This is a genomic window from Providencia rustigianii DSM 4541 (assembly GCF_000156395.1).
In the GTDB taxonomy this organism is placed as follows: Bacteria; Pseudomonadota; Gammaproteobacteria; order Enterobacterales; family Enterobacteriaceae; genus Providencia; species Providencia rustigianii.
The window spans coordinates 504,824-520,584 of record NZ_GG703818.1 but is presented as its reverse complement, the minus strand read 5'-3'; the positions used below and the strand labels follow the sequence as shown (position 1 = coordinate 520,584).

Below are 15,761 nucleotides of genomic sequence, written 5' to 3'. Positions count from 1 at the left end.
ATGAGCATGAATCATAACGATGTCGTCACCATGGCTCATGGTAGTGGCGGGCAGGCGATGCAGCAGCTAATTGAACAGCTGTTTTTGCAGGCTTTTGCTAACCAAGCGCTGGATGAACGTGAAGACCAAGCCCGCTTATCGTTAGCGGAACTCACCGCGTTAGGGGATCGTCTAGCTTTCAGTACCGATAGCTATGTGATTGATCCGATTTTCTTTCCCGGCGGTAATATCGGTAAATTAGCAGTCTGTGGCACGGTGAATGATGTTGCCGTCAGCGGTGCTGTGCCTAAATATTTGTCTTGTGGGTTTATCCTTGAAGAGGGATTTTCCCTTGCTGAATTAACCACGATTGTCGAATCGATGGCGGCCACGGCCAAAGCGGCAGGGGTACAAATTGTCACTGGGGATACCAAAGTCGTGCAGCGCGGCGCCGCAGATAAAATCTTTATCAATACGGCGGGGATCGGTGTGATCCCAACAGATATTCATTGGGGCGCTCAACAAATTCAAGCGGGCGATAAAGTGATCGTCAGCGGAACATTGGGTGATCATGGCGCGACAATCTTAAATCTGCGTGAGCAGATGGGGCTGGAAGGCCAGCTTAGCAGCGATTGTGCGGTCTTAACGCCACTGATTGAACCTCTGCGTAACATTGACGGCGTGCGTGCATTGCGTGATGCCACTCGCGGTGGGGTTAATGCCATTTTGCATGAGTTTGCACAAGCAAGCGGCTGCGGGATTTCGATCAATGAAGGGGATTTACCCGTTTCTTCTGCCGTACGTGGAGTGTGTGAATTACTAGGTTTAGAGCCACTGAATTTCGCTAATGAAGGCAAATTGGTGATTGTGGTGAAACCTGATGTTGAGCAACAAGTTTTGGCGGCATTACGTCAACATCCATTAGGTGAAAATGCAGCAACCATCGGTACGGTGACTGAACATAAACAAGTCAAATTGGTGGGTATTTTTGGCGCATCAAGATTATTAGACTTACCTCACAGCGAGCCACTACCAAGAATTTGTTAGTGATTGGCAATTTTTGAAAATAAAAACCACGGATTAGAGGGTGATATGATTAAAAAATTAGCAGTTGCTATGTGCTTAATGGGCTTAACGCTCCAAGCACAAGCGGCGGAACCGGCTTCATCTTCACATACACTACGACTTGCCATTGGTGCAGAACCCACGGAAGGTTTTGACCCAATGTTGGGTTGGAGTCACGGAAGTTATTTACTCCTGCACAGCCCATTGTTGAAGCAAAAAGCCGACCTCTCTTGGCACAGTTATATGCTGGAAAGCTATAAACATAATGATGATGGTAAAGAGTGGACGCTAACCCTGAAAAAAGGGCTGAAATTTTCGGATGGCTCCCCATTAACGGCAAAAGATGTGGTATTTAGCTACAACAATGCCGCAGCCAGTGGCGGTAAAGTGGATATGGGTAACTTTGCCAAAGCCGAAGAAATTAACCCGCAAACCGTTAAAATTACCTTATCTTCCCCACAAAGTACCTTTATCAATGTGCTGGGCTCTTTAGGAATTGTTTCTGCCGATAAATATGACGCGAAAACCTATGCCCATAATCCGATTGGTGCAGGACCATACCGTTTGGTGGCATTCCAACCGGGCCAACAACTGATTGTAGAACAAAACCCTTACTACGCCGGTCCAAAAAATGACTATGGCAAAATGGTGTTTGTGTTCCTTGATGAAGATGCCGCTTTTGCCGCAGCGCAAAGTGCTCAACTTGAAGTCGTTCGAATTCCACCTGCAGTGGCAAGCCATGCAGGGGATGTGAAAAACATGAAGCTGATTGAGCGCTACAGCGTGGAAAACCGTGGGATATCATTCCCGATTCCACCAGCGGGTGAAAAAGATGCGCAAGGTAATCCGATCGGTAACGATATCACCTCCGATGTGGCTATCCGCAAAGCGATTAACTACGCGTTAGACCGTAAATTACTGGCAGAGTCTGTATTAGAAGGTTTTGCGGTTCCGGCTTACACCGGGGTTGCTGGGCTTCCGTGGAATAATCCTGAGTCAGCATTTAAAGATGGTGACCTAGAGAAAGCTAAAACCATTCTGGAAGAAGCTGGCTGGAAATTGAATAAAGACGGTTTAAGAGAGAAAGAGGGTAAAGTGGCTAAGTTGACGTTATGGTACGCCAGCGGTGACACGACTCGCCGTGACTTAGCGCAAGCGATTCGTTCAAGCCTGAAACCTCTTGGTATTGAAATGGATTTAAAATCAGGTAGCTGGGAAACCGTTGAGTTACATATGCATGCGAATCCAACCCTATTTGGTTGGGGAAGCCTTGACCCAATGGAATTAGTCCACAACTACAGCAGTAAAGCGGCGGGTGTCGGTTTTTATAATGCGGGTTACTATAAAAACCCCGCTGTTGATGAAATTATCGAAGAAGCGTTACGTCAGCCAGACCAAGATGCGGCAATTCCATTATGGCAACAAGTGGATTGGAACGGCAAAGTGGGTGTTGGCATCAAAGGTGATGCGGCATGGGCTTGGCTAATGAATGTTCAGCATGTCTATCTCTCTAACCAGTGTGTTGATTTAGGTAAGAGCGCGCCAGAAATTCACGGTTCTTGGTCAGTGCTTAATAATGTCGACGAATGGAAGTGGACGTGTAAGTAATGCGTAGCACTCTTGGGCTTTTATTGCGATTTATTTGTCTGCTAACCGTAACGGCAGTGGGGATTTTTATCCTACTGAGTTACTCGCCAATTGATCCGATTAAAGCCTATATTGGTAATGACCTGATGCATGTTCCCCCAGAGCAGTATCCGCTGATTGCGGCGCGTTGGGGGCTTGACCAGCCGCTATGGATGCAGTTTTGGCGCTGGTTCTCGCAAATGATTCAGGGGGATTTGGGGTATTCGATGCTATACAATACCCCAGTTCTGCAAGTGATTTCCGACCGTTTAGTTCCCTCGCTGGCATTACTGGGCAGCGCGTGGATCTTTTCTGGGGTCATGGGTTTTGGACTTGGGTTAGTTGCTGGGCGCTACCTTAATCGCTGGCCTGACAAAATTATCTCTGCTTTTTGCTATATTCTAGCCTCCATTCCGGTGTTCTGGATTGGACTATTGTTGCTATCCCTATTTGCGGTGTCTTTAAAATGGGCGCCTATCTGCTGTGCATGGCCGATTGGCCTAGATGAGCAAACCGCCACTTTCTCACAAAAACTCCATCATTTAGTTCTTCCGGTTATTGCGCTGGGAATGCTGGGTGTCGGCACTATTGCACTGCACACGCGTTCTAAAGTCGTGGAAGTGATGAACAGCGAATTTATCCATTATGCGAAAGCGCAGGGGGATCAAGGCTGGTCAATGATGCGGTTTCACGTTCTAAAGCATGCTATTACTCCAGCCATCTGCTTGCAGTTTGCTTCCGTTGGGGAGTTATTGAGTGGGGCATTATTGGCAGAAAAAGTGTTCGCTTATCCAGGGTTAGGGCAGGCGACTATTGATGCTGGGCTACGCGGGGATGTTCCGTTACTTATGGGGATTGTGATGTTGTGTGCGGTACTGATTTTCTTCAGTAACACCATTGCGGATCTGCTGCTCAGAAAGGTAAATAAGGGAGTAATGAGAGGAGCATGACCTATAATCCGAACCGGGCCTTAATAAAATTAATTATCTCACTGACCTGCTTAACGCTGCTCGGTGTGTATGCTTTTTGGTTGCTATCCGCCGATGTTGAAATGAACTTGATGGATAGGCGACAAGCGCCTTCGCTAGCGCACCTATTTGGTACTGATAATCTGGGTCGTGATTTGTTTGACCGCACGTTTCAAGGATTGGCAACCAGTCTACAAATTGGTTTAACCGCCGCCGTGACTAGCGGGGCGATTGCCTTGATTATGGCTGGATTATCTTCTCTTAGTAAAAGTATGGATTATATGGTGCGTGGGGTGATTGATTCGCTGCTCGCATTGCCGCATTTACTGCTATTGGTTTTGATTTGTTTCACGCTAGGGGGGGGGAAGATGGGCGTAATTTGGGCGGTTGCGTTAACGCACTGGCCTAAGCTTACATTAATCCTACGCTCTGAATTACTGAGAGTTCAGCAAGCCGATTATATTATGTTATCTCGCCGTATTGGTAACAGTGCCTTCCAGCGCCTACGCTATCACTATTTACCGATGCTGTTGCCACAATGGATGGTCGGAACGCTATTAATGTTCCCTCACTCTGTTTTACACAGTGCCGCACTCAGTTTTTTGGGATTTGGATTAGCGCCACACGAGCCTTCGTTAGGTATCTTGCTCTCTGAGGCCTTACGCTATTTAAGCACCGGTGCATGGTGGATGGTGGTGTTTCCGGGGCTTGCTCTGATGGGGCTGGTTCTGTTATTTGATCAGTTTGCAAAATCCACCCAACAATTGTGGCTAAGGGGAGCAACATGCTGAGGTTTGATAATTTGACGATCGACGTCGCGCAATATCGTTGGCTCGGTAAGAAAAGTTGGTCTCCGCTACTGCAAGATATTTCTCTGGATGTGCAACCGGGGGAAATGGTTGCACTGATTGGTGGCAGCGGTGAAGGCAAAAGTTTATTGCTACAAAGCGCTCTCGGATTGCTGCCGGAGAATATGCGCTGCCAAGGAAGTATTGAGCTAAATGGCCAAGCGCTGACGGAGAAAACTAAGCCACAGCATCGAGGCAATTCTTTGTGCTATGTGCCTCAAGGGGTGAGCGCATTAAACCCACTTATCCAGATTGGTCCTCAGCTAGAACGTGCCGCAGTATTGAGTGGCCAGCATCTTAAAATGCATGATGTGGCTCGGCATTTACAGGAATACAACTTACAGTCCAGTTTGGTGAATAGCTACCCCAGCCAACTTTCTGGGGGCATGGCAAAAAGGGTACTGGCAAGCAGCGCCACGCTATCCCGTGCGGAATATATTTTAGCAGATGAAATTTCCTCGTGGTTGGATGATGAGCATGCTTTGCAGTTACTCGAAAATATCAAATCCTTATGCCGTGATGGGCGGGGCGTACTGTGGGTGACTCACGATTTGTCCATGGCGGTACGGTTTGCTGACCGAGTTGCACTGTTGCGTAATGGGACTTTGGAAGAAGTACTTAGTAGCCAAAAGCTTAAACAAGGTGGCGGGGGAAAGTGGATCCAATCCCTCTGGAATGCGTTGCCTGAGCACCAGTTTATGATGATGGATGAGTGGAGATAATGGGATGCTAGAGGTTCAAAATTTGCGTATCGAGCAAGCGGGGCGCGTATTGTGGGACGACCTTTGCTTATCACTCGCTGATAATGAACGTTTAGGTATTTCTGCGCCCAGTGGATTTGGGAAAACCACGCTTGGACGTGTGCTCGGTCAATGGCAATTGCCCACCGAAGGGCAAATTTTGTTTAATGGTAAACCACTCCCGCGTCATGGATATTGCCCCATTCAGTTAGTTCCTCAACACCCTGAAAAGAGTTTTAATCCTTATCGTACGGTGGGTGCCAGTGTCCGTGATGCGTGGGAGCCTGATGCCGAATATTTGGAGATGCTCTCTATTAAATCTGAATGGTTAACTCGCCGCCCTAGCGAGCTTTCCGGTGGAGAGCTTGCCCGCATTGCGTTATTAAGAGCCTTAGATCCTCGAACAAAAGTGCTGATCGCGGATGAAATCACCGCCCAGCTCGATGCTCATTTGCAAAAAGAGGTTTGGCAACATTTGATCCGCCTCTCTCAACAACGTCCCCTCGCTATGATTATTTTTAGCCATAACAAAGCACTGCTGGAAAAAGTGTGCACGAAAGAGTGGACCGTGGCGTCACAATAGCGGTATTAGTGGTCTCGATATTGATTGGTTTCTCTGGAAGAGGTTATGATACCCCAGAAACACGAAACCCCGAGAGGAACAGTATGTCTATCTCGGGGCTCTAAATAGATTGTTGAGGGTGCATGTTATACAGAGGGACCACATCAACTGCTCTGATAGGGATTCTAGAGGGATATGGCTGAAAGTCAAGTAGCTTATATATATGGTAATAATATAAGTGCAATAAAAGATAGTCTTTCAGATAAGCGATTTTTAGCTTATTTAAAGAAAGCGGGTTTCAATGAAACTTATGCATTTAATTTATATTTATACAATGCTCGAATATCTAAAGCATTCTTATTTCCATTGCATATATTAGAGGTTTCATTAAGAAATCGAATTAATGAAATTTTTAAGATTAATTATGGTGAGGATTGGGCTAATCATTCCAATTTTCAATCTATTTTAACATTTGAAAGCTTAAGTAATCTTGAGGTAGCCTTATGCCGAGCCAGCCAAAATAAAACAGAAAATGTAATCTCTGAATTATCATTTGATTTTTGGTCTAACCTATTCAGGCCTGAATATGATAGATATTTTTGGCAGAAAAATATGAAATTCTTGATTTCTAATCATCTAGTTACAAGGAAGGTATTTCAAAAAATCATTAAAGAAATTAATAAATTTAGAAATAGAATTGCTCATCATGAGCCTATTTATTATTTGAATATTTCAGAGTTGCATTCTCAATTAATAGAAGTGATAGGTTGGATATCACAAGAAACGGGGCATTGGGTTAAACATCACTCTACAGTCAATGAAATATTACGTACATCACCTAGTATAGAGGGGGGAGTTCGACCTCACTTTGGTGAAAGATGTGATAATGATTTTATCTTGATACATGAAAATTCATTATTATCCGAGATACCAAAAAAAAGATTTATTTTAGTACAGAATGATTTTGGCTTAATTGAATCCATAATAGAGTATAAAGATATTTTTATTTTTATAATGAGGTTAATTGATAATGATGGAAAAAGTATAGTGATAGATCTTTCTCAGTATACTTTTAAAAATGTATGTGAAAAACTAGAATTGAAGGTTAACTATCATGAGTGTGGCTATGAAGAAAGTTTAAATAAAGCAAATTTAATATTCAAAAAATCAAAAATTGAATTTATTATAGTGAAAAAAATAAATGAAATTATAGGTGTTATTTCTAAGTCTCACCGTAGGTATTAATTATTCTTTTAATTTACCCACCAAAAACTCAATAAATGCCCGTGTTTTAGCGGGGAGGTTACTGGTATTGGGGTAAAGCAATTGAATGTTTCTTTTTGGAAGACTGAACTCAGGCAATAAACGAATTAATCGGTTATGTTTAATATCCTCTTCTACCAACCAATCTGGGCAAATCGCAACGCCTAAAGAAGCTAAAGCCATTTGATGGATAACCTCCGCTGAATTGGATGAATATTGGCTATTGATCAGCGGTAATTCGAATTTTTCACCGGAATTATTTTGCAAAAAATATTCGGTATCCTGCCAATTTAATAATGAATGAGTGATCCACGGAATCTCGGCCAAATCGCTGATTTGTACAATAGGGTATTGGCGAGCAAATTGCGGTGTTGCTACCAAATGAATAGCATATTCTCCCAGCTTACGTACTTTTAATGACGAACTCTTCAAATTACCTAAGCGAATGGCAATATCTAATTTTTCTGAGATCAAATCATCGAGAGAAGAATTGAAGGTATATTGCAGATGTAGCTTGGGGTATAGGCGACAAAATTCAGGTAATAAAGGCAAAATATAGCGCTGACCAAATTCATTGGTTGAAGAAAAACGCAATGTTCCTGTGATATTCAATCCGAGATTTTGGCTCTTTTCAAACGCCTCCTCAATTTGCAACTGAATGCGTTTAAAGTCATCGTAGAAATGTTTTCCCACTTCTGTCAGGGCAATATTGCGGGTATTTCGCGTTAATAAACTGACGTTCAGGCGCTGTTCCAATTGCTTAATATCAATACTCACCATCGAGCGGCTTAATCCCAAAATTTCAGCAGCTTTCGTGAAAGATCCGGAATCGACCACCTGAAGAAAACTGGTAATTTGCTTGAGATTTTTTTGCATAATTAGCTCGATTGTTTGATTGTATTAAACAATGATTTTACTTCCCTTGCATCGACAAAGAAAGCCCTCAGCCTTACTCTTTGCGACCGGAGGTAGTTATGTCCTATCGTTATCAAATTGCTACAGTATTTCTTCTCGGTTTCTTCATTGATTGTATTAATATTTTTATGTCCGCCATTGCGTTACCCAATATCGCAACGCATTTTTCAACCAGCCAATCGATGGTGGCTTGGGTCGCGAATGCCTATATTTTAGGGTTGGTGCTGATTATGCCAATCAGCTTATGGCTTTCAGGGCGGCTCGGCGAGCGCAAGCTACTCGCTTATTCCATGCTGCTATTTACTCTTGCAGTGGGAATGTGTGGTATCAGTGATTCTATTTATAGCTTAATTTTTTGGCGCTTTATTCAAGGGGTTTCTGGTGGGCTATTAATCCCAGTTGGGCAAGCGTTAGTTTTTAGCTTATTTCCTAATCAAGAACGCCAAAAAATATCGACCATGATTATGACGGTAGCGTTGATTGCCCCTGCATTTTCCCCAGCGATTGGCGGCATGATCATTGATTCTTTCTCATGGCGTTGGGTATTTTTTGCCAATATTCCATTTTCTCTCTTAGCGGCATTATTAGCCTGGGGATGGGTAAAAAATGGTGAAAAACAGGCTCGTGAAAAACCGGATATTTTCGGCCTACTATTAGTCAGCCTTAGTTTACTGGGCTTATTAATGTCTTTTTCCCTGTATAACGATTATCAAAATCTTATATTGGCACTATTGAGTTTTGGGGCCTCAGCATTGCTATTGGCGGTATATTTACGGTATGCCCAAAAATGCCGAGCGCCTATTTTAAATTTACAGCTACTTAAAAATTACAATTTACGGAATGGATTTATTGTCTATTACGCGGTGCCGGGAATTTTTACGGGGGTTAACTTACTTAATATTTTTAACCTACAAACCAATATTGGCTTTAATGCTCAACAGACCGGGTTATTTATGTTGTTGTACGCTGCGGGTGCGTTATTTTCCATGATATCCGGTGGCTATTTTTATCATCGTCTTGGTAAGCGTAGTTTATTTATTGCAGGAATTACGCTGCACAGTTTAGGGATATTTTCTCTATTCTGGATTGATAACCAAAGCCAACTAGGATTACTGGTTATTGCCTATTTATTAATGGGAATGGGCGGTGGAATGAGCGCAAATACGGCGCAAATTAGTGCACTGATTGATTTTAAAGATCGCGATTTATTACAAGGTAGCGTGCTGTGGAATATTAATCGGCAGGTGGCATTCAGTGTGGGGACCGTGGTATTAATTTCAATTTTTAACTTGATGACCTCTTCAAGCGATCTAGTTCGTTATCAATATACTTTTTTTATTGCAGCACTTCTGGGGCTGTTATCGTTAATTTCAGTGATTAAAGGAAAATAAGATGGACCAGCAAATGGCTTTGGCCGTACAGAGCATCATTGATGTTCATGTGCTTATTGAGGATGTATTTACGGGGCGTCATCAGGGGAAGAGCCTTCAGCCACTATTAGCCAGCTTTGATAAAGATTTTAAAATGGTGACTATTCAAGGCGCTTGCATTGGCTTGGAGCAAGTGACTGAATTATTTAGTCATAATGTCGGTGCTAAGCCTTCACTGGATATTACGGTTCAAAATATTGAGCCGTTATTTGAGTCTTCAGATAACCAATATTGGCTACGCTACCAAGAATACCAAACGGTCGAGGGGCTGAGAACCTTACGCACTTCAACCGTAGGTCTAAAAATTGAAGCTGGAAAATGTTATTGGCAATATCTTCATGAAACTCCAGTTAAATAGTTACTTAGTGAAACATACAAACGGTCAATAGACCGTTTTTTATATTTGGCTCTATAACAATATCAATAAGAATAATTATAAATGATTTCTATTCTCATTTTTATTGACCGTCGGTCGGTCGTGATTTAACATGCAGTAAAGATCGACAATAAGGTTAAAGAGAATGAAGCGAATTTTTTTGATCGTAGCGGTGTGCCTCGGCACTTTTATGGCAACGCTCGACATCAGCATTGTTAATGTTGCACTACCGGTGATAGGTCAGGAGCTGAATGCTAATCTGTCGATGTTGCAGTGGATCATTGATTCTTACGCACTCTGTTTATCAGCATTGATCCTATCGGTTGGCCCAATCAGTGATCGCTATGGACGCAAGAAAGTTTGGTTAACGGGAATCGTGATCTTCACGGTGGGATCGTTGATTTGCGCTTTTTCGCTGAGTGCACAAATGCTGTTATTTGGCAGGGTGATCCAAGGTATTGCCGCTGCAGCATTGATTCCTGGGGCGCTATCCATCATTACACAAGCTTTTAGTAATGATATCGAAAGGATTAAAGTGATCGGCATTTGGTCGGCAGTCAGCGCTCTCTCTTTGATTATCGGCCCTATTTTAGGGGGGTTCTTAGTCGATACCTTCGAGTGGAGCTTTATTTTTATGATCAATCTTCCCATTGGGCTATTAACGTTATTACTTGGGGGGTTAGGAATCAAAGAAAGTGCTGATCCGGATAAGGCGGCGTTAGATCCTCTTGGTCAGCTACTTAGCGTCGTTGCGCTGGCAGGGCTCACTTATGGATTGATAGAAGCGGGGGATATGGGCTGGGCGAGTTTACCCACAATAGCTGGATTGATGATTGGCGGTATTGCCGCACTCGGTTTTGTGATTGTGGAATTAAACGTCCCACGCCCTTTGTTGCCTATTTTTCTCTTCAAGCAAAATCCCTATTTCTTGCAATACAATTTAGCTTCTTTTGCCTTGGGATTTGCCACGTATAGCAACGTGTTTTTTATTGCGCTATTTTTGCAAAAAGGACAAGGGTGGGGAGCCTTTGAGGCAGGGTTACGCATGGCACCCGAATTTATTGCCATGGCGCTGTTTTCCTTTAGCTTTGGACGGCTTTCACGTACGTTAAGTGTGCGCAATATTATGGTCATCGGATTCTTATTGATCGCGACGGCATCGATGCTACTGACGCGCGTTAATTCAGATACCGAATATTTACCAATTGCCGCTATCTTATTTATTCTTGGTGCTGGAATGGGTATGGCAACACCAGCAATTGGTGCATTGGTGATGGCGAGTGTTGAAAAAGCGTATTCAGGGATAGCTTCCGCGGTGATGAATGCTTTGAGGCAAACGGGAATGACTCTGGGGATCGCTTTGCTAGGAACATTAATGACCCATCGGGCTATTGACCAATTAATGGAAGACCCGCAAATCAGTAGGCTGTTATCAGTGGGAGAAGTTGACGGGTTGATTAAAGGATCTGTGGCGGCATCATCTCATTTTATCGAGCAAGCGACACAATCCGCATTTGTTTCTGGTTTTAATTTGGCGATGCTGGGGGGAGCGATATCAATTATGCTTTGTCTCGCGTTGATGATGAAAACAAGCCAGATTGTCAGGGGAAAGTAGCGGATAAAAAAACACCTGCATTTGCAGGTGTTTTATTTATTTTAATGCATTATTCGTCAAGGAAGCTACGCAGAACTTCTGAGCGACTTGGGTGGCGTAATTTACGCAGCGCTTTCGCTTCAATCTGACGGATACGTTCACGGGTTACATCAAACTGTTTACCCACTTCCTCTAAGGTGTGGTCAGTGTTCATGTCGATACCGAAACGCATACGCAGAACTTTCGCTTCACGAGCGGTTAAGCCAGCCAGCACTTCATGAGTTGCCGAACGTAAGCTCTCTGAAGTTGCAGAATCTAATGGCAGCTCTAATGTGGTATCTTCAATAAAGTCACCTAAATGTGAATCTTCATCGTCACCAATTGGCGTTTCCATTGAGATTGGCTCTTTGGCAATCTTCAGTACTTTACGAATTTTATCTTCCGGCATCAGCATGCGTTCTGCCAGTTCTTCTGGCGATGGTTCACGACCCATCTCTTGCAGCATTTGACGAGAGATACGGTTCAGTTTGTTGATCGTTTCGATCATGTGAACCGGAATACGAATTGTACGTGCTTGGTCGGCGATAGAACGGGTAATAGCCTGACGGATCCACCAAGTTGCATAAGTTGAGAACTTATAACCACGGCGGTATTCAAACTTATCAACCGCTTTCATCAAGCCGATGTTACCTTCTTGAATCAAGTCGAGGAACTGTAAACCACGGTTGGTATATTTCTTCGCGATAGAGATAACCAGACGTAAGTTTGCTTCAACCATCTCTTTCTTAGCACGACGAGCTTTCGCTTCACCGATAGACATACGACGGTTGATATCTTTAACCTGTTCAATTGTCAGGCCAGTTTCTTCTTCAATTTGACGCAGTCTTTGCAGGCAACGTAAAACGTCTTCTTCAACATCCAGCAGTTTTTCAGACCATGGCTTGTTCATCGCTTTTGCTGCGGTTAACCAAGTCTCGCTGGTTTCATTACCACCGAATAAGGTGATGAAGTTTTTCTTAGGCATTTTGCACTGCTCAACACACAGCTTCATAATGGTACGTTCTTGTTGACGAACGCGCTCCATCATTTCACGCATGTTGTTGACCAGATAGTCAAACTGTTTTGGTACTAAACGGAACTCTTTGAAAACGTCAGACAATTGATTAATTGCTGCAACAGTTTTCGCATCGCTACGTCCATATTGTTTGATATGTGAACGTGTTTTTTCATACTGTTCACGAAGATCGGAGAATTTTTGACGAGCTAATTCAGGATCGATGCTGTTATCGTCATCGGTATCGCTGTCTTCGCTGTCTTCATCTTCCTCTTCTTCTTCGTCGTTATTTAACTCTTCTTGTGGAAGTTCAGAGCCAACGTGGGTTGCTGTTGGGGCTAAATCTTCTTCCGCATTCGGGTCAACGAATCCGGTAATTAAGTCAGATAAACGGCTTTCGCCCGCTTCAACGCGGTCATACTGCTCTAACAGGTAGGTGATAGCCTCAGGGTATTCAGCAACAGAGCACTGAACCTGATTAATACCATCTTCGATACGTTTAGCAATGTCGATTTCACCTTCACGGGTGAGAAGCTCGACAGTCCCCATTTCACGCATATACATGCGCACAGGGTCGGTAGTACGGCCGATTTCACTTTCAACACTGGACAGTACTTGTGCAGCAGCTTCTGCCGCATCTTCATCGGTGTCGGAAGTATTTTCAGCCAAAATTAAATCATCGGCATCAGGTGCTTCTTCCATGACCTGGATGCCCATGTCATTAATCATCTGGATGATATCTTCGATCTGATCTGAATCGACGATATCTTCCGGCAGATGGTCGTTTACCTCAGCATAGGTTAAATAACCTTGCTCTTTACCCTTGGTGACGAGTAGCTTAAGCTGTGACTGCGGGTTTTGCTCCATAAGACGGTATCCACACTTCTGAGTATTTAAATTGGTGTCGGTCGGCGAAACTAACGGCCAACAAGAACATTCAAAGGGACATTTTTCTCTGTGCTACGCCCTTTATGTTTCGTAGCATTTTACAGGCAATTGCCTTGTTATTTGCGGCACTTAAGCCGTTTTATGTACTATTTTGGATGCTTTATGTTTTCACTCGTGAAAGAGTGATTAGACGGACTTCCTCGCGCTCTTCAGGTGTCAGCCTTTGTGTTCGTTCTTTCGCTATTAGATAGTCGAAACGCTCATCGAGGGCGCTATTAAATAGATGATTTAGAGCATCTATAAAGGTATTTTCCGCTATTTCCTCTATTTCTATATCGTTCCACGTTGCTAGTTTTTCAAGCTGTTTCGCAAATTTATTATCGCGATAACGCTCTAGCAGCTGCCCTGTGGTCATTCCGGGGGTGGAACGGCAAACTTCAACCAATTCCTGAAATAGAGAAAGCCCCGGCATCTGGATGTGGGCAATTCCCTCTAACGAGGGAACGAACTCCGAAAAATTCGGATTCTGTACCAACAAGGCGATAAGGATACGCATTGTTGTCGGTTTTAGCTTTGGTGCCTGATAATTAATTTGCTCGGTGTTCTCTCTATCAATCATAGCAAGAACCTGAGAAATATCCGGTATACCAATAAAATTTCCTAATTCTTGGGCCATATACAGGCGCAGAGTTTCACCCGGTATCTGCTTTATCAATGGGATAGCAAGTTTACTAATTTTTGCTCGACCCTCTTGGGTTTTTAAGTCCACCTGTGGGACTAAAGAGTCAAATAAAAATGTGGAAAGACTTAGCGCATTTTCCATGCGTTGCTCAAAAGCGTCTTTTCCTTCTTTGCGTACCAATGAATCTGGATCTTCGCCATCAGGCAAAAACATAAAACGAATTTGGCGGCCATCGGTGAGATAGGGAAGGGCATTTTCGAGAGCACGCCATGCGGCTTCTCTTCCTGCTCTATCTCCGTCATAACAGCAAATCACCGTATCTGTTGAACGATAGAGCAACTGAATATGCTCTGCAGTTGTAGAGGTGCCAAGTGATGCAACCGCATAGCGGATGTCATACTGTGCGAGTGCTACAACGTCCATATAGCCTTCAACAACAAGTAATTTTGCCAGCTCACTACTATTTTGTGTCGCTTCATAAAGACCAAAAAGTTGGCGACCCTTATGAAATATATCGGTTTCTGGGGAGTTTAAGTATTTAGGGACACCATCGCCTAATACTCGTCCACCAAATGCAATAACGCGACCTCGGCGATCCCGGATAGGGAACATGACGCGATCTCTAAAGCGATCATAAACGCGCCCATTATCGTTGGTCACCAGCATGCCCGCTTCATCAAGTTGCTGACGGCTTTCTGGGTTTACCGCAAATTTCTTTAAGAGGTTATCCCAACCTGCTGGGGCGAAACCAATAGAAAAATGAGCAATAATTTCCGGGCTCAAACCACGTTGGCTTAAATAATCCTTGGCTTTATTTGCCGATGAATGATTTAAGGCAGCGCAGTAAAACTGATTAATCTTTTCCATCAATTGGTAGAGATTTTGACGTTGATGGAGTTCAATTTGGCTTGTTCCAGTTCCTTTTTCGTAAGGAACATCAAGACCGTGTAGTGCAGACAGCTCTTCTATTGCTTCAACAAAATCGAGTTTGTCGTAATTCATCAAAAAATCGATGGCATTACCATGGGCACCACAACCAAAACAATAATAAAACTGTCGGTCACCATTCACCGTAAATGAAGGTGTTTTTTCGTTATGAAAAGGACAGCAAGCGTGATGGTTTTTACCCTGTTTTTTTAACGGGACTTTTGCATCGACTAAATCAATGATGTCGGTTCTTGCTAATAAATCATTGATAAATGAACGCGGAATTCGTCCAGCCATAAGCCTCTTTTTTCGCCTGTTGATGAACGATAATAAGCCGCGCTTCCTTTAGGAAAGCACGGCCTTTAACTGCTTACTAGTACTGTCTGTGTTGGTTGCGATTAGGATCGCAATCAATTAATACAGACGAGTACGGCGTGCGTTTTCACGAGCAAGTTTTTTAGCGTGACGTTTTACAGCAGATGCTTTAGCGCGTTTACGTTCAGTCGTTGGTTTTTCATAGAATTCACGACGACGAACTTCAGCTAAAACTCCTGCTTTTTCACAGGAACGTTTGAAACGACGCAGTGCAACGTCGAATGGCTCGTTTTCACGTACTTTAATTACCGGCATGTGCCTCTCACCTCAATAGAAATCGGTTTGTCGCTGGTTTTGGTTCACCAGCCATCATTTAAAATGGTGCGGAATTTTACTTCAATGAGTACGGGTTTGTAAAGTGCCGTATAAAATTGAATCACGCAAGATTATCTGTTTTGTTACTAACTTCATAAATAAAGCCAGCAAAACCAGATAATAATGAGAATTAGCCACACGAAATTTTTATTAC

The 15,761-nt window shown here is 43.4% G+C and carries 13 protein-coding genes and 1 pseudogene; 10 read left to right on the top strand and 4 right to left on the bottom strand.

Features of this window, described 5'->3' with window-relative positions:
- The 7 genes from hypE to PROVRUST_RS07405 all read left to right on the top strand — a co-directional run bounded on the left by hypE (position 1) and on the right by PROVRUST_RS07405 (position 7,033).
- The gene (gene hypE / locus PROVRUST_RS07435) at positions 1 to 1,026 is read left to right on the top strand and encodes a hydrogenase expression/formation protein HypE (protein WP_006814144.1); all 1,026 of its coding nucleotides are present in this window, start codon (positions 1 to 3) and stop codon (positions 1,024 to 1,026) included.
- Between the two features lie 69 nt (positions 1,027 to 1,095).
- Positions 1,096 to 2,652 (top strand): ABC transporter substrate-binding protein, encoded by a 1,557-nt coding sequence (locus PROVRUST_RS07430; protein WP_377093608.1) that lies wholly within the window; start codon positions 1,096 to 1,098, stop codon positions 2,650 to 2,652.
- Positions 2,652 to 3,620 carry an ABC transporter permease gene (locus PROVRUST_RS07425; protein ID WP_006814142.1) on the top strand — a complete coding sequence of 323 codons (969 nt, stop codon included), beginning with the start codon at positions 2,652 to 2,654 and terminating at the stop codon, positions 3,618 to 3,620. Before PROVRUST_RS07430 ends, PROVRUST_RS07425 begins: the two co-directional genes overlap by 1 nt.
- A complete protein-coding gene (locus tag PROVRUST_RS07420) occupies positions 3,617 to 4,429 on the top strand; it encodes an ABC transporter permease (protein WP_006814141.1) in 813 nt (270 codons plus the stop codon). Before PROVRUST_RS07425 ends, PROVRUST_RS07420 begins: the two co-directional genes overlap by 4 nt.
- Positions 4,423 to 5,208, top strand: coding sequence for an ATP-binding cassette domain-containing protein (locus PROVRUST_RS07415; protein WP_006814140.1), 786 nt, complete (start codon positions 4,423 to 4,425; stop codon positions 5,206 to 5,208). Before PROVRUST_RS07420 ends, PROVRUST_RS07415 begins: the two co-directional genes overlap by 7 nt.
- 4 nt (positions 5,209 to 5,212) lie before the next feature.
- On the top strand, positions 5,213 to 5,809 hold the full coding sequence (locus PROVRUST_RS07410; RefSeq protein ID WP_039854938.1) for an ATP-binding cassette domain-containing protein: 597 nt from the start codon (positions 5,213 to 5,215) through the stop codon (positions 5,807 to 5,809).
- Between the two features lie 174 nt (positions 5,810 to 5,983).
- Entirely contained in the window at positions 5,984 to 7,033 is a 1,050-nt protein-coding gene (locus tag PROVRUST_RS07405) for an Abi family protein (protein ID WP_006814137.1), read from the top strand.
- Here the strand turns inward: PROVRUST_RS07405 and PROVRUST_RS07400 are convergent, their stop codons facing one another.
- Entirely contained in the window at positions 7,034 to 7,927 is an 894-nt protein-coding gene (locus tag PROVRUST_RS07400) for a LysR family transcriptional regulator (protein ID WP_006814136.1), read from the bottom strand.
- Between the two features lie 98 nt (positions 7,928 to 8,025).
- Between PROVRUST_RS07400 and PROVRUST_RS07395 the strand changes: the two genes are divergently transcribed.
- From PROVRUST_RS07395 to PROVRUST_RS07385, 3 genes are all read left to right on the top strand, one after another.
- Complete coding sequence (locus PROVRUST_RS07395) at positions 8,026 to 9,357, top strand: MFS transporter (protein ID WP_006814135.1); 1,332 nt, start codon at positions 8,026 to 8,028, stop codon at positions 9,355 to 9,357.
- A 1-nt stretch (position 9,358) separates the two neighbouring features.
- Complete coding sequence (locus PROVRUST_RS07390; protein ID WP_006814134.1) at positions 9,359 to 9,754, top strand: hypothetical protein; 396 nt, start codon at positions 9,359 to 9,361, stop codon at positions 9,752 to 9,754.
- A 163-nt stretch (positions 9,755 to 9,917) separates the two neighbouring features.
- Complete coding sequence (locus tag PROVRUST_RS07385; RefSeq protein ID WP_006814133.1) at positions 9,918 to 11,387, top strand: MFS transporter; 1,470 nt, start codon at positions 9,918 to 9,920, stop codon at positions 11,385 to 11,387.
- Positions 11,388 to 11,436: 49 nt separating this feature from the next.
- Here PROVRUST_RS07385 and rpoD read toward each other — a convergent pair.
- From rpoD to rpsU, 3 genes and pseudogenes are all read right to left on the bottom strand, one after another.
- Positions 11,437 to 13,305: pseudogene (gene rpoD, locus PROVRUST_RS07380) on the bottom strand (RNA polymerase sigma factor RpoD); the annotation flags it as partial.
- Positions 13,306 to 13,468: 163 nt separating this feature from the next.
- Positions 13,469 to 15,214: a DNA primase gene (gene dnaG, locus PROVRUST_RS07375; protein ID WP_006814131.1), complete on the bottom strand. Its 1,746-nt coding sequence runs from the start codon at positions 15,212 to 15,214 to the stop codon at positions 13,469 to 13,471.
- A gap of 117 nt (positions 15,215 to 15,331) precedes the next feature.
- Positions 15,332 to 15,547: a 30S ribosomal protein S21 gene (gene rpsU / locus PROVRUST_RS07370; protein ID WP_001144069.1), complete on the bottom strand. Its 216-nt coding sequence runs from the start codon at positions 15,545 to 15,547 to the stop codon at positions 15,332 to 15,334.
- Positions 15,548 to 15,761: the final 214 nt, after the last annotated feature.

What these genes read in the sequence shown, in the direction of transcription:
- hypE (WP_006814144.1), top strand. Translation starts at nt 1, where the DNA reads ATGAGCATGAATCATAACGATGTCGTCACCATGGCTCATGGTAGTGGC.
- PROVRUST_RS07430 (WP_377093608.1), top strand. Translation starts at nt 1,096, where the DNA reads ATGTGCTTAATGGGCTTAACGCTCCAAGCACAAGCGGCGGAACCGGCT.
- PROVRUST_RS07425 (WP_006814142.1), top strand. Translation starts at nt 2,652, where the DNA reads ATGCGTAGCACTCTTGGGCTTTTATTGCGATTTATTTGTCTGCTAACC.
- PROVRUST_RS07420 (WP_006814141.1), top strand. Translation starts at nt 3,617, where the DNA reads ATGACCTATAATCCGAACCGGGCCTTAATAAAATTAATTATCTCACTG.
- PROVRUST_RS07415 (WP_006814140.1), top strand. Translation starts at nt 4,423, where the DNA reads ATGCTGAGGTTTGATAATTTGACGATCGACGTCGCGCAATATCGTTGG.
- PROVRUST_RS07410 (WP_039854938.1), top strand. Translation starts at nt 5,213, where the DNA reads ATGCTAGAGGTTCAAAATTTGCGTATCGAGCAAGCGGGGCGCGTATTG.
- PROVRUST_RS07405 (WP_006814137.1), top strand. Translation starts at nt 5,984, where the DNA reads ATGGCTGAAAGTCAAGTAGCTTATATATATGGTAATAATATAAGTGCA.
- PROVRUST_RS07400 (WP_006814136.1), bottom strand. Translation starts at nt 7,927, where the DNA reads ATGCAAAAAAATCTCAAGCAAATTACCAGTTTTCTTCAGGTGGTCGAT.
- PROVRUST_RS07395 (WP_006814135.1), top strand. Translation starts at nt 8,026, where the DNA reads ATGTCCTATCGTTATCAAATTGCTACAGTATTTCTTCTCGGTTTCTTC.
- PROVRUST_RS07390 (WP_006814134.1), top strand. Translation starts at nt 9,359, where the DNA reads ATGGACCAGCAAATGGCTTTGGCCGTACAGAGCATCATTGATGTTCAT.
- PROVRUST_RS07385 (WP_006814133.1), top strand. Translation starts at nt 9,918, where the DNA reads ATGAAGCGAATTTTTTTGATCGTAGCGGTGTGCCTCGGCACTTTTATG.
- dnaG (WP_006814131.1), bottom strand. Translation starts at nt 15,214, where the DNA reads ATGGCTGGACGAATTCCGCGTTCATTTATCAATGATTTATTAGCAAGA.
- rpsU (WP_001144069.1), bottom strand. Translation starts at nt 15,547, where the DNA reads ATGCCGGTAATTAAAGTACGTGAAAACGAGCCATTCGACGTTGCACTG.